Raw genomic sequence first — 13,049 nt, 5'->3', positions numbered from 1 at the left:
CGTGCGGCGGTATCGAATATCGGTGGCGCCGTGAGGCAACCGATGGCGTAAGCGATTGCGGTCAAATTGCTGACGGAAATCAGGAAAACCGGCGGGGAAACGGGTTCGCGCCCCGCTGCAAGGCTTCCGGTCCGCATCGCGACCAGGCGGAGTGCCCCGGGGCCGATCGCTCCGGGGCAACGCGTCAGGAGACTGCGGCCGGTCCGTGGAGCGCCTGTCCCCTAGTCTGTCGGAATGGCAACTCCGAGTGTGTGGACCGTAACGACCACTACCCCCACCGAAGACGCTGCCCAATCCATCGCTCGCGCCGCGGTAACGGAGAAGCTGGCGGCGGGTGCGTTCATCACCGGCCCGATCAAGTCGGTGTTCTGGCACCTCGGCGAATCCGGTGAAGGCCAGGAGTGGCGCGTCGAGCTGCGAACCTCCGACACCACCCGGGACAAGCTCGCCGCCAGGATCAAGGAACTGCACCCTTGGGACAACCCGGAGCTGACCGGCCAGCCCATCGCATGGTGCCCCGATGAGTACGCGGACTGGGTGGACCGCTCTACAGTGGCATAGCCGCATCTGCCTGTACGGTGGCCGTGTCCCGAATCCTCATCCGGTCGGGGCGCACTGTGCGGAGGAGGGGCTATGTTCGCGCTCGTCGTGAGGTTCGACCTGCTGGACGCCGGGAAGGCGGCCGAGTTCGACAAGTTGGTGGCGGAAACCGTTCAAGCGATAGCCGACTTCGAACCCGGGACGTTGGTGTACGCCACGCATGCCGTCGAGGGTGAGCCGCTGTCGCGGATCTTTTACGAGGTGTACCGCGATCGTTCGGCCTTCGAGGAGCACGAGCGGCAACCACACACGCGGCACTTCCTGAGCCGGCGGGAGAACTACGTCGCTTCGTTCCGGGTGGAGTTCCTGTCGCCCGCCGATGCGAAGGGTCTGCCCGCGGCGGGCTGACCGGATCACAGGCGCGCGGCAATCCCGCACCATACGGCGAAGCCGTGGACGGTGTCGACGCTGCGTGCTTCCGCACGAGCCAGCGCCCGTACTGTCTCGTGCACCATCGGATTCCAGCGAGTCTGCGCCGGGGCAATCGCTTTCGCGGTGAGCAGCGCATCCAAGGCGCGTGTGCGGTCCCCATGCAGGAGGTAGGCGCGCGACAGGTCGATGTAGTGATGACCCGCGCGCTCCTTCGGGGTGCCATCCGGGATGACCAGCGACTGTGCCCGGTTGAGTGCTTCGGTGCCGTCCATGCTCTCCACGGCAAGCGCCACCGACCAGATCTCGACGTTTGTCGGCCCGAACGACAGAATGACGTCGCGATCATCACCGAGGCGCAGCGCGGTCTCCCGGGCCTCGGCCAAGTGCTCGTCGGCAAGGTCGCGATTGCCGCAGCGCGACGCGGCGAGCCCGGATTGCAGGTGCAGGCCGCCCCAGGCGATGAGGTCGTCGCGGTGTCCGGCGCTGAGGCGGGGTTCGATGCTGGACCGGCAGCGCTCCAAGAATCCGAGTGCGGCGGTCCAGTCGCCGCCGGAACTGAGTAGCGCCGCGCGGTGAAATTGACTGGTGCCGATCCACAATTCGTTGCCGGATTCGGTGGCCGCCCACGCGAGCCGATCGACGGCCAGTGCGGCGAGGTCCCCATACCCGAGTTTGTGGGCGATGCTGTGCGCGGAGTAGTACAGCTCGCACAACAGGACGAGCGCCTGGTCCCGCTCCCGGCCGCTGCTGCGGTGCACCGCAGCGCGTACCTCGCCGAGCAGCGGTGGCAGAGATCGGCCCAGTTTGTGGAACGATGCGGCGCGGCGATATCGACACACCTGCTCGACGTCGGCCGTGATCTGTCCGATCGGGCGCACGTGCGACACATTGTCGTTGTCGAGATCGTAAGCGGCCAATTCGGTTCGCAGCACCCCTACCGCGGCGTGCACCTCGATGTCTGGTCCAGGCGCCGGAACGGGAGGAATCCATGACCATTGCTGTCGCGATCCGCGCCACCATGCTCACCAGCGCGTGGGTGCTCGGCCCGGCCACCATCGCCGACGCCGAACCCGTACGCGCCGCGAACGACGAGATCGTGTGCTTCGTGCACGCCATCGAGCCGTGGAAGACCGACTGGTACAAGCACGCCGAACGCATCGACACCAGCACCGACCCCGACGTGCAAGCGTTGTACTCCGCGTCGTGCTCGTCGGCGGGAATTCTCTACGGGTTCCATACCCAGGTGGAGGTGACCGCGATCGCCGGTACGTGGGATGACGGCGGCGACAACAGCGCCACCATTTCCGCGATCTGCTGACACGAAAGGGAAGGGCACAGCCGATGGGCACACTGGACCACCCAGCGGTCAGCGTAGCGCTCGATGCCCTTGCGGCCGCTGACTCGAGCCTCGCCCCGATCAACGTCATCGTCCGGGAGGAGATCATCGCAGTCCTTGTAGACGGCGACCGGGGCCGCTATATCGTGTTCGTCCACCCCGACGGTGACCAGTGGAAGACGCGCGGAACGATGTTCGGCGCACCCCGTCCTTCCGGTCCTCGGCACGAACACACCCCGGCCTGGGAGGCGCTGCAACGAGTCGGCACCCGGTTCCGGTCGGCCACCGCCGACCGGTTCGGTGATGGCTGGTACGCGGTCATCGGCCGAGCCGCCCACGACGCGGTGTCCCTTTCGGTTACGTCCTCGTTCGAGGAATGCGTCGTGCCGATCGGCGCGGACGGTCTCGCGTTCGCGGTCATCCGCGCGACCGGCAGCGAGACACCGCGGGTTACCGTGACCACTCGCGACGGGCGAGCGATCACGGTCGGGCCGATCGCGGCCTAACCGGTAGCCACCCGACGCCCCGGGGCCGATCACCCCGGGGCGCACCTTGTCAGGAGGCTGCGGCGAATCCGGCGCGCAGGTCGGCGAGGATGTCGTCGATTCCCTCGATGCCGACGGCGAGGCGGACCAGGCCGGGGGTGACGCCCGCGGCCAGCTGCTCTTCGGGTGTCAGCTGGGAGTGGGTGGTGGAGGCGGGGTGGATGACCAGCGAGCGCACGTCGCCGATGTTGGCGACGTGGCTGTGCAGCCGCAGTGCCTCGACGAATCGCTTGCCTGCGTCGACGCCGCCGGCCAGCTCGAAGCCGATCACCGCGCCGGTGCCCTTGGGTGCGAGGGCGCGGCCGCGCTCGTACCACGGGGAGGACGGCAGGCCCGCGTAGGACACCGAGGTGACTTCCGAACGGCTGGTGAGGAATTCGGCCACCGCCTGCGCGTTCTGCACGTGCCGTTCGATCCGCAGGCTCAGCGTCTCCAGTCCCTGGCTGATCAGGAACGCGTTGAACGGCGAGACCGCGGCGCCGAGGTCGCGCAGCAGTTGCACGCGCGCCTTGAGCGCGTAGGCGGGTGCGCCGAGTTCGGCGTACACGACACCGTGGTAGCTCGGGTCGGGTTCGGTGAAGCCGGGGAACCGGCCACCGGTCCAGTCGAACTTGCCGCCGTCCACGATCACGCCCGCGATGGCCGCGCCGTGTCCGCCGAGGTACTTGGTGGCCGAGTGCACGACGATGTCGGCGCCGTGGGCCAGCGGCTGGATCAGATACGGCGTGGCGACGGTGTTGTCCACGATCAGCGGGACGCCGTTGTCGTGGGCGACGCCCGCGATCCCCGGGATGTCGAGGATGTGATTCTGCGGGTTGGAGATCGTTTCGCCATAGAGCGCCTTGGTGTTCGGGCGGATGGCGGCCTTCCACTGCTCGAGGTCGTCGGGATCGTCGACGAAGGAGACCTCGATGCCGAGCTTGGGCAGCGAGTAGTGGAAGAGGTTGTAGGTGCCGCCGTAGAGCCGGGGACTGGAGACGATGTGGTCGCCCGCTCCGGCGATGTTGAGGATCGCGAAGGTCTCCGCGGCCTGCCCGGAGGCCAGCAGCAGGGCGGCGACGCCGCCTTCCAGTGCGGCGATGCGCTGCTCCACCGCGTCCTGGGTGGGGTTCATGATCCGGGTGTAGATGTTGCCGGGCTCGGCCAGACCGAACAGCGCCGCCGCGTGCGCGGTGTCGCGGAAGGTGTAGGAGGTGGTCTGGTAGATCGGCAGCGCGCGGGCGTTCGTCGTGCCGTCCGGAATCTGTCCGACGTGGATCTGCTTCGTCTCGAAGCTCCAGTTCTGGGACAGGTCGGATTCGGTCATCGGGGAGGTCCTCCTTCTGGCGGGTGATCGATCGGGGTGGGGCGGCGGCTAATCGGTGATCAGGGTGGTGTCGACCGGGGTGCGCCCGGTGGTGAGATCCAGCACGGGGCAGTGCGCGTCGACGGCCTGCTGGAGTTCGGCATAGCGCTGCTCGGTGTCGGGTCCACTGATGCGAACGGTCACCCGCACCGCTTGGAACCCGGCGCGGATGTTGTCATCCAAGCCGAAGAATCCGCGTACGTCGAGATCGCCTTCGGCGCTCACCGACAAATCATCGATCGTGATGCCGAGGCGCTGCGCCCAGAACCGGTAGGTCACCACTTGACACGAGATGAGCGACGCCAGATACACCTCGACCGGATTGGGCGCGGTGTCCGCGCCGCCGAGCGCGTGCGGTTCGTCCACGCGCACGGTGTACTTGCCGAGGGTGATCGCACTGCCCACCGTCCCCTCCGTGGTTCCGGAGGCACGGAACACCACCAGCGCGTTCGCCGCGTCGTCCGCGACGGCCCTGGCCGTCGCGTCGGCGATGTCGTTGAGCGGGGTGCTCACATCAGTTGTCATGTCCAGTGACGCTAGGAACCGCGGCGGACGACGGCGAGAGTTACATTCGGACTGAGTGCAACGATGGCGTTTCCCGCGGCGCGGTCAGTCCGCGGTCTCGCTCTCCGGCTCCGGCTCCGGCGGCGCTGTGGCCGCATCGATCTGCTCGCCGACGTACCGCAGGACGACCGCGGCGATCGCGACCACGGGGACGGCCAGGAACGCGCCGACGATCCCGTACAGCGAGCCGCCCGCGGTGACCGCGAGCAGCACGATGACCGCGTGCAGTTGCATGCTGCGGCTTTGCAGCACCGGTTGCAGCACGTTGCCTTCCAGCTGCTGCACGGCGATGACGATGCCGAGCACGATCAGCGCGGTGACGAAACCGTTGCCCACCAACGCGACCAGCACCGCCAGCGCACCCGCGACGAACGCGCCGACCATCGGGACGAAGCCGCCGAGGAAGGTGATCACCGCGAGAACCAGTGCCAGCGGCACTCCGAGGATGACCAGCCCGGCGCCGATACACACCGCGTCGACCAGGCTGACCAGCGCCTGTGTGCGGATGAACCCGCCGAGCACCACCCAGACCCGGCCGAGCACCTCCTCCAGGTGCTTGCCGCCGCGGCTGCCGGAAACGCCGTGCAACCAGGGCAGGAAACGCGGTCCGTCCTTGACGAAGAAGAACACCAGCACCAGCACCAGGAACAGGGTGACCAGCACCGACGTCGCGGTGGACACGCCGCTGAACACGCCGCTCGCGATCTGCTCCGAACTCGACTTGAGCCGGGAGACGATCGCGTCCACGGCCGAATCCAGTTGCTCGTCACGGATTCTCAGTGGCGGCCCTTGTAGCCAGTCGCGCACCTGTTCGACACCGGCGCTCGACTTGTCGGCCAGTTCCGGCGCCTGATCCACGACCGACGGCACGATCAGCGCGATGATGCCGGCCAGCACGCCGACGAAACCGAGCACCGCGATCGAGGCGGCCGCGGCGGGCGGCAGGCCGCGTGCGGTGAGCCAGCGCACGGGCGGCCACAGCACGGTGGCGACGACGATCGCCAGCGCGACCGGCAGGATCACCACCCACAGGCGGGCGACCAGGAACCCGAGCACCCACGCCCCCGCCGCGATGGCGACGATGCACAGTGCCCACTTGGCCAGCCACACCAGGCCCGCACCGATGACGTCGCCGCGATCGCGCGGTGCGGGCTTGTCCGGTCCGTGGCTTTTGCTACGTTCGCTCACCGGCCCAGTCTGGCACGTGAGGACCCGATCGATCAGGGCTCGCGGCCGCGCACCCGAGCCGCACAGCTGGGGAACGCGCTGTTTGACCCGGCAGTCCGGGGTCATCACCTGAGCAGGTCATCGGAAGGGTGGTTGCCGTGCGGCCCGGGCGCCACCTATCACCAGTGCGCGTTGTTCGAACCGCACGGGCTGGCCGGGCACCTGTACTGGAAATCCATCGCGCCGTTCCACGCGGGCATCTTCGGCGGGATGGCGCGCAACATCACCGGCGCCGCGGAATCGTCCCGCACGTGATGACCCGCTAACCGGGAGCGGGGGAGTCCTCGATCGCCAGCGCCGCGGCGATCACCGGCCAGGAGTTGTGCAGGTCCTGCTGCCAGTAACCCCAGGAGTGCGTGCCGAAGGGGCGGAAGTCGAAGGTGGCGGGGATGGCCAGTTCGCCCAACCGCTTGCTCAGGTCGTGCGCGCACCGGTTGATGACCGCCTCCAGAAATCCGCCGGTGACGAGCTGGCTGATCAATTTCTCGCCGTTGCCGTCGATGCCCGGCCCGTCGGGGGTGTCGAGCGGGCCGGGCATGCCGGTGCCGGTGGAGACGTAGATGGCGGTGCCGCGCAGTTGTTCGGCGTGCAGGTAAGGGTCGTTGGCGGCCCATTGCGGGTCGGTGGGTGGTCCCCACATGTTGAGTGTGTTGCCGCGCCAGCGGGTGACGACGGCGTTGACCATGGCCTGGCCTTGCGGGTCGCTGGTGCGCACGCACCCGCTGTAGGAGCCCAAGGCGCGGTAGAGCCCCGGTGCGGCCAGCGAGAGCTGGAATACCGAGGTGGCCGCCATGGAGATTCCGGCGACGGCGTTGGCGCCGTTGCCCGCGAAGGTGGCGTCGATCAGGGGCGGCAGTTCTCTGGTGAGAAATGTCGTCCAGCGTTGCCTGCCGAGCGCCGGGTCGTCCACCCGCCAATCCGCGAAATAACTTCCTTCGCCGCCCATGGGCACGACGACGTTCACTTGTTTGTCGCGGAAGAAATCCTCGATATCGGTCTGCTTCGGCCAGTTGCTTCCTCCGGTGCCGCCGCTGGCTCCGTTGAGCAGATACAGAACGGGCGCCGGTCTCGAAATGTCCGGCGCGCGGATTACTTTCACCGGGACCGTCGTGCCCATCGCGGCGGAATAGACCCGCACGTCGGTCAGGCGGCCGGTGTCCTGGCCTACTTCGAGCACCCGTGATCCGTCGGAGGCCACCGGATCGGACGGATCCGTCTGCGCTGTCGCCGCAGGCCAACTGGGTAACAGTGTCGTGGTGGCGAGCGCGAGCGACACGGCGATCGAAGTGACGATCGCGCCCGGCCTGCTTGTCGTCCGAGCCCGCACGCGAGACCTCCGAATTCGGTTCGTGCACTGTAATGCTGGCGAACGTAGGGCGCGATCAGGCTGTCCGGCAAGCATGGACGCGCATTCTTGGGAAACTCGACGAGGTGCCGGATCCGCCGTCTGGTGGTGGTCACAAAATTCGGCGGCAGCCATGGTAGTCCGATGATTTTTGTCGTTGACTTTCAAGGGGCCAGTAGAGGATTTTCCTCACCCGCACGAATCGAGAACACCTGTGGTCAATTTCGGTTTCATCGACGAATGGCATCCCACGGCGGGAAAGCTCACGAGTTGGCGGCCGGCACCGGAATCGCTCTCCGCGGCGCGCCGCGCCCCGGCGCATCCGGCGCCACCGTCCCATCAGCAGGAGGAGTATCTGCGCACCACGCACCGCAATGCGAACGCGGGCTTGCGCGTTTCGCGAGTGTGCATGATCGCGTTCACGATTCCCGGTGCGCCGGACCACGCCGCGATGACACGCACGGTCGAGGCCTTCCTGCGCAGGCACGATACGTTCTGGAGCTGGTTCGCCATCACCGCGGCGGGTCGGGTGCAGCGCCGTGTTCTCGACCCGGCCGACATCCGGATGGTGCCCACCGAGCACGGTGTCTACGCCGACAGCGACGCCATTCGGGCGCACGTCCTAGCCGAGACGCCCGGCCCGCTGGACTGGGACTGCTTCGGTTTCGGGATCATCGAACACGCGGAGTCTTTCACGATGTACGCGGCGGTGGATCACTTGCATACCGATGGCGTGGCACAGGCGCTGTCGTGTGTGGACCTGTTGACGCTCTACGGCAGCGAATTGTCCGGCGGCAGCCTGATTCCCGCGCCGGTGACCGGTCACATCGCCTACTGCGAGCGGGAACGCCGCCTCAGCGCCGAGCTGACCGCCGAGTCACCGCAGATCGCGGTCTGGCTGGAATTGTTGCGGCGCAACGGCGGTGACGTTCCCGGGTTCCCGGTGGACCTGTGGGTCGACGACGACGAGCACGTCCGAGGTGCGCAGGTGACCACCGTCCTGATCGATGAACCGGGTGCGCTGCGTTTCGAGGAGGTCTGCCGGGCACATGACGGCCGGTTCACCGGCGGGCTGTTCGCCGCAGCCGCGCTCGCGGAGATCGAACTGGCGGGCGGCGACTGGTATTTCGGTCTCACACCGGTGAACACACGCCGCACCGAGGGGGAGGCCGCCTCGGTCGGGTGGTACACGAATCTGATCCCGGTGGCTTTTCCGGTGGGCGCCGATCAATCGTTCACACATGTGGTCGCCGCGGCCCAGGCGGCCTACGACCAGGGCAAGGACCTGACCGACGTCTCCCTGCACCGCGCGTTGCAACTCGCGCCGCCCGAACTCGGGATCCGCACCCGGCCCGGGTGGACCGCCCGCATGCTGTCCTACCTGGACATCCGCAAGATGGCCGGTGTCGAGATGTTCGACAAGATCGACGGCGGCATGTTCGCCAACCGCGGCAGTTCGCGCGAGGTCTACATCTGGGTCAACCGGTTCGACGATGTCACCACGCTCAGTCTGCTGTTCCCCGATACCCCGCGGGCGCACGAGGTGATCGGTCGCTACGTCACCGCCATGCGGACGATCGTCGCCGACGTCGTGGCGAACGGCGACCGCGCGGTGCGGGTCGGCGCCCTTCCATGAGCACGGGGGCGCGCATCGTCACCGGCCCGGTACCGGTGGTCGCAGGCTCTGCGGCGTGGGCAGCGCTGGGCGCCTGCCTGCTCGCGGTGTTCATGCAGATGCTGGACATGACGATCGTGAACACCGCTCTGCCCGGCATCGCGCGGGATCTGGCGGCGCCCGGCTCGGTCCAGGTGTTCGTGGTGGCCGGCTACAGCCTGGCTTTCGCGGGCACGCTGATGACCGCCGCGCGCATCGGGGAGTCGATCGGGCGGCGGCGCGTCTTCCTCGGCGCCATGGCGGGCTTCACCGCCGCCTCGGTGTGGTGCGGCCTGGCGCACCTGCCGGGCGAGCTGATCGCGGCGCGTGCCGTGCAGGGCCTGGCGGCCGCCGCGATGTCCGCGCAGGTGATCGCCATCATCAGCGCGGTGTTCCCGAAGGGCGAGCAGCCGTTGGCCTTCGGGCTCTACGGCGCGGCCGCCGGCCTCGCGGCGATCGCGGGCCCGCTGCTCGGCGGGGCGGTCATCGCCTCCGATCCGTTCGGTCTCGGCTGGCGGGCGGTCTTCCTGCTGAACGTGCCGCCGTGTGTGCTCGGATTGCTACTGGCGCACCGGCATCTGCACGTGGGCAAGCCCGCGACCAGGGAACGGCTGGATGTCGCCGGCGCACTACTGGTGACCTGTGGGCTGGTGGCCCTGCTGTATCCCCTCGCCGCCGGACGCGAACAGCGATGGCCACCTTCGCTGTTCGGTCTGCTCGGCGCCGGGCTCGCGCTGCTCGCGGTGTTCGTCTGGCATCAGCGCAGGCGGCTGCGGTCCGGTGAGAGCCCGCTGCTGCGGATCGACCTCTTCGCGGACCGCGGTTTCGCGGTCGGCTCCGTGCTGACGCTGCTGTTCTTCGGAATCTTCACCGCGTTCTTGTTCACCGTGTCGGTGACGGTGCAATCGGGGCTGGGGTTCACCGCCCTGCGGACCGGAATCCTGGTGCTGCCCTTCGCGATCGGCGGGGCGTGCGGCGCGCTGGCCTCACCGATCCTGGTGACGCGGCTGGGCAGCCGTGGGCTGACCCTCGGTGTGCTGCTGTTCGCGGCCGCCATCGCCGTCGTCGCGCTCACCGTCCACCCCGCCGACGCGTCGATCGATCTGCGGCGGCTCGCGGTCCCGGTGTTCGCCGCCGGAGCCGGGATGGGACTGTTCGCCGCGCCGCTGCCCGCGGCGATGATGACGGGCGTCGCCGAGCGGGCGACCGGCTCGGCGTCCGGAACGGTGCCGACCGTGCAGCAGATCGGCAGCTCGCTGGGGGTGGCGGCGCTCGGCGCGCTGTTCTTCCGCAGGGTCGACGCCGACACCGATCTGGGCGTCGGGCACGCGAAAGCGGTTCTGGCCGCATCGCTGACGGATTCGCCGACGACGACCGCGCAGCGCGACCGAGTAGTGACCTCGTTCGCCGATTGCGCCGACTCGGCCTTGCGTTCGCCGACCCCGCGCCTCGACGCGCACACCTGTCCTGGCGCGGGGGCGGATCTGGCCGGACAGATCGCCGCCGCGCACACCTTTCTCGCCGCCTGCGTCACCGTGCTGTGGGTGGTCGCGGGGACCGCGCTCGCGCTCGTCGTGCTCAGTCTGGCGCTGCCGCCGCGGAACGGGGAGTCGGGAGCGACGGCGCCCGGCGAGGTGGGAGACACGGCCACCGCGAACAACACGACGGGCCACGGTCCGGGAAAGGACGCTCCCACATGAGCTCATCGGCGTCCGGTGTCGTCCTCTACGACCGCACGTGGTCGTACGGCGAGTTGCTCGACCGCAAGCGGCACCGCAGCGTCTCGGTGGTCATCCCCGCCCTGAACGAGGAAGACACCGTGGCGGGCGTGGTCGCCTCGATCCGCAACCTGGTCGGCACGCTGGTCGACGAGTTGATCGTGCTCGACTCCGGTTCCACCGACCGGACCGCCGCCAGGGCGCGAGCGGCGGGCGCGACCGTCTACTCCCGCGAGCAGGCGCTGCCCGCCGTGCCGCCGTGTCCGGGCAAGGGCGAGGTGCTCTGGCGGTCGTTGGCGGTGGCCTCGGGCGACTTCATCGTGTTCGTCGACGCCGATCTCGTCGCTCCCGACCCCCGGTTCGTGCCGTCGCTGCTCGCGCCGCTGCTGTCCGACGACGAACTGCGCCTGGTGAAGGGGTTCTACCGCCGCCCGCACGGTGACGCGCCGGACGGCGGCGGACGCGTCACCCAGCTGGTGGCCCGGCCGCTGCTCACCGCGCTCGCCCCGGAGCTCGCCGAGTTGCGCCAGCCGCTCGGCGGCGAGTACGCGGCCACCCGGGAACTGCTGCGGGCGTTGCCGTTCGCGCCCGGCTACGGCGTCGAGATCGGTCTGCTGATCGACACCTGGCGCAGGCACGGCGCAGGCGCCATCGCGCAGGTCGACCTCGGCACCCGCGTGCACCGCAATCGCCCGCTGCACGAGCTGGCCGAGATGAGCAGGCAGGTGATCGCGACGCTGCTCGGCAGGCTCGACATTCCCGACTCGGGAGCGGCGCTGACGCAGTACCTCCCGCACGGCTCGAGCCGGCGCATGACGCCCGGCGCGGTGCCCGCGGCCGACCGGCCGCCGATGGCCACGCTGACCGCTACGGGTATTCGATGACGCGGCGAACGCCCCGCATCCTGCCGGTAGTGGACTTACGCTGATCCCGGTGGCGATTTCGGAGTGACGACGGCTGGGAGTCTCGGTGGGCGCGGCATTGGTCAAAGGTCAGAACGGGGCATTGGATGTGGCGCGCGTGCTGGTGTCGGTGCGCACCGAGGCCGCGGTCGATGTGTCTGCGCTGCTGGTGACCGAAGCGGGGCGGGTGCGCTCGGACGCGGATTTCGTGTTCTTCAATCAGCCGAGCGCACCGGGGGTGTCGCTGGGGCAGGGAACGCCCGGCGCGCTGTCGGTTTCGCTGAGCGACCTGCCGGTGGACATCGCGCAAGTACGCGCGGTGCTCACTCTCGATGATCCGGCGCAGACCTTCGGCGGGTTCGCGCCTCTGGTCGCCACGGTCGCCGACGCGGCGGGAAACGTGCTCTACGAGTACCGCATCGAGGGCTTGGGCAGCGAATCGGTGGTGATCGCGCTCGAACTGTATCGCCGCCAGGGCGGATGGAAGGTGCGAGCGGTCGGGCAAGGTTATGCGGGCGGATTCGCCGCGCTGGTCACCGATCACGGCGTGAGCGTGGACGACGCCCCGGGGGTAGAGGCCTCGTCCGCGATTCGAGCCGAGCCGGGCCTGGCGGCAGGGCACACCCCGGCGTCGGACGTGTTCACCGTCCCCGGCGAGGCGCAGCTCTCCTTCGAGAAGCGGGCGAAGCTGGACCTGCGCAAGCGGGAGGTCGCGAAAGTCCTCGTCGACAAGAACGCTTTCGGCATCCGCGCGCGCGTCGTTCTGGTCGTCGACAAGACCGGCAGCATGCACCGGCAGTATCGCGACCAGGTGGTGCATCGCGTCGTGCAGCGGATGATCCCGGTGGCCACCCAGCTCGACGACGACGGCACCCTGGAGGCGTACCTCTACGCCCGCTCCTTCGCCAAGCTGCCCGACATCACGGTCGAGCGCGGTGAGGAGTGGGCGCGAACCTATCTGCACCTCACCGGCACCCACGGCGGCATCGACTACGACGCGCTCGGCGCCCGCAACGAGGAGCTGCCGATCATGCGCGACATCATCGACTCGTTGCGCCCCGGCGGCCGCCCCACCCTCGTGTTGTTCTTCACCGACGGGGGCTTCGCCAAGAAGCGCGAGATCGCCGCGCTCATGCGGGAGGCTTCGCTACTGCCCGCGTTCTGGCAGTTCGTCGGCCTCGGGCGCGCCAACTACGGTCTGCTGCGCACCCTGGACGAATTGTCCGACCGGGCGGTCGACAACGCGGGGTTCTTCGCACTCGACGACATCGATCAGGTCGACGACGCGCAGCTCTACGCCCGCTTGCTCGGCGAGTTCCCCGACTGGCTGCGCGCCGCGCGGAACGCGAACATCCTGCGCTGAACGCGTGGGCGTCATCGCCGCAACGATGCCGCGGCTGCCCTGCCCACGGAGCATCGCCCGCTTGTTATAGCGAGAAGC

Annotated in this window: 14 protein-coding genes; 9 read left to right on the top strand and 5 right to left on the bottom strand. The window is 68.8% G+C overall.

The window, feature by feature from the left end; translation table 11 throughout:
* The first annotated feature begins 234 nt into the window (after window positions 1–234).
* Window positions 235–561 (top strand): divalent-cation tolerance protein CutA, encoded by a 327-nt coding sequence (gene cutA, locus NG1_RS09450; RefSeq protein WP_063910302.1) that lies wholly within the window; start codon window positions 235–237, stop codon window positions 559–561.
* 72 nt (window positions 562–633) lie between these two features.
* Complete coding sequence (locus tag NG1_RS09445; RefSeq protein ID WP_062969675.1) at window positions 634–948, top strand: putative quinol monooxygenase; 315 nt, start codon at window positions 634–636, stop codon at window positions 946–948.
* Between the two features lie 5 nt (window positions 949–953).
* Here the strand turns inward: NG1_RS09445 and NG1_RS09440 are convergent, their stop codons facing one another.
* On the bottom strand, window positions 954–1,922 hold the full coding sequence (locus NG1_RS09440; RefSeq protein ID WP_157113939.1) for a transcriptional regulator: 969 nt from the start codon (window positions 1,920–1,922) through the stop codon (window positions 954–956).
* A 38-nt stretch (window positions 1,923–1,960) separates the two neighbouring features.
* Here NG1_RS09440 and NG1_RS09435 point away from each other — a divergent pair, with 38 nt between their 5' ends.
* Window positions 1,961–2,290, top strand: a complete 330-nt coding sequence (locus NG1_RS09435) for a hypothetical protein (RefSeq protein WP_062969673.1) — start codon at window positions 1,961–1,963, stop codon at window positions 2,288–2,290.
* 23 nt (window positions 2,291–2,313) lie between these two features.
* Window positions 2,314–2,814 carry a hypothetical protein gene (locus tag NG1_RS09430; RefSeq protein WP_062969672.1) on the top strand — a complete coding sequence of 167 codons (501 nt, stop codon included), beginning with the start codon at window positions 2,314–2,316 and terminating at the stop codon, window positions 2,812–2,814.
* 49 nt (window positions 2,815–2,863) lie between these two features.
* Here the strand turns inward: NG1_RS09430 and NG1_RS09425 are convergent, their stop codons facing one another.
* From NG1_RS09425 to NG1_RS09415, 3 genes are all read right to left on the bottom strand, one after another.
* Window positions 2,864–4,159 carry a bifunctional o-acetylhomoserine/o-acetylserine sulfhydrylase gene (locus tag NG1_RS09425; RefSeq protein WP_062969671.1) on the bottom strand — a complete coding sequence of 432 codons (1,296 nt, stop codon included), beginning with the start codon at window positions 4,157–4,159 and terminating at the stop codon, window positions 2,864–2,866.
* Window positions 4,160–4,207: 48 nt separating this feature from the next.
* Window positions 4,208–4,723, bottom strand: a complete 516-nt coding sequence (locus tag NG1_RS09420; protein ID WP_062969670.1) for an OsmC family protein — start codon at window positions 4,721–4,723, stop codon at window positions 4,208–4,210.
* 84 nt (window positions 4,724–4,807) lie between these two features.
* Entirely contained in the window at window positions 4,808–5,950 is a 1,143-nt protein-coding gene (locus NG1_RS09415) for an AI-2E family transporter (RefSeq protein WP_062969669.1), read from the bottom strand.
* On the opposite strand from NG1_RS09415, the gene NG1_RS39215 reads away from it, so the two are divergent.
* Window positions 5,927–6,244 (top strand): DUF2867 domain-containing protein, encoded by a 318-nt coding sequence (locus NG1_RS39215; RefSeq protein ID WP_373686137.1) that lies wholly within the window; start codon window positions 5,927–5,929, stop codon window positions 6,242–6,244. The genes NG1_RS09415 and NG1_RS39215 overlap by 24 nt on opposite strands.
* 7 nt (window positions 6,245–6,251) lie before the next feature.
* Here NG1_RS39215 and NG1_RS09410 read toward each other — a convergent pair whose 3' ends face one another.
* Window positions 6,252–7,316: an alpha/beta hydrolase gene (locus tag NG1_RS09410; RefSeq protein ID WP_245659847.1), complete on the bottom strand. Its 1,065-nt coding sequence runs from the start codon at window positions 7,314–7,316 to the stop codon at window positions 6,252–6,254.
* 232 nt (window positions 7,317–7,548) lie between these two features.
* Here NG1_RS09410 and NG1_RS09405 point away from each other — a divergent pair, with 232 nt between their 5' ends.
* From NG1_RS09405 to NG1_RS09390, 4 genes are all read left to right on the top strand, one after another.
* Window positions 7,549–8,970, top strand: coding sequence for a condensation domain-containing protein (locus tag NG1_RS09405; RefSeq protein WP_062969668.1), 1,422 nt, complete (start codon window positions 7,549–7,551; stop codon window positions 8,968–8,970).
* Window positions 8,967–10,688 (top strand): MFS transporter, encoded by a 1,722-nt coding sequence (locus tag NG1_RS09400; protein WP_062969667.1) that lies wholly within the window; start codon window positions 8,967–8,969, stop codon window positions 10,686–10,688. Before NG1_RS09405 ends, NG1_RS09400 begins: the two co-directional genes overlap by 4 nt.
* Window positions 10,685–11,590: a glucosyl-3-phosphoglycerate synthase gene (locus NG1_RS09395; protein WP_062969666.1), complete on the top strand. Its 906-nt coding sequence runs from the start codon at window positions 10,685–10,687 to the stop codon at window positions 11,588–11,590. The genes NG1_RS09400 and NG1_RS09395 overlap by 4 nt, the downstream gene beginning before the upstream one ends.
* A gap of 85 nt (window positions 11,591–11,675) precedes the next feature.
* Window positions 11,676–12,971 (top strand): vWA domain-containing protein, encoded by a 1,296-nt coding sequence (locus NG1_RS09390; RefSeq protein WP_062969665.1) that lies wholly within the window; start codon window positions 11,676–11,678, stop codon window positions 12,969–12,971.
* Window positions 12,972–13,049 lie beyond the last annotated feature (78 nt).

It is taken from the genome of Nocardia gamkensis NBRC 108242, from assembly GCF_001612985.1.
Classification (GTDB): Bacteria; Actinomycetota; Actinomycetes; order Mycobacteriales; family Mycobacteriaceae; genus Nocardia; species Nocardia gamkensis.
The sequence above is the reverse complement of the archived record's forward strand: the minus strand, read 5'-3'. Positions and strand labels throughout refer to the sequence as shown.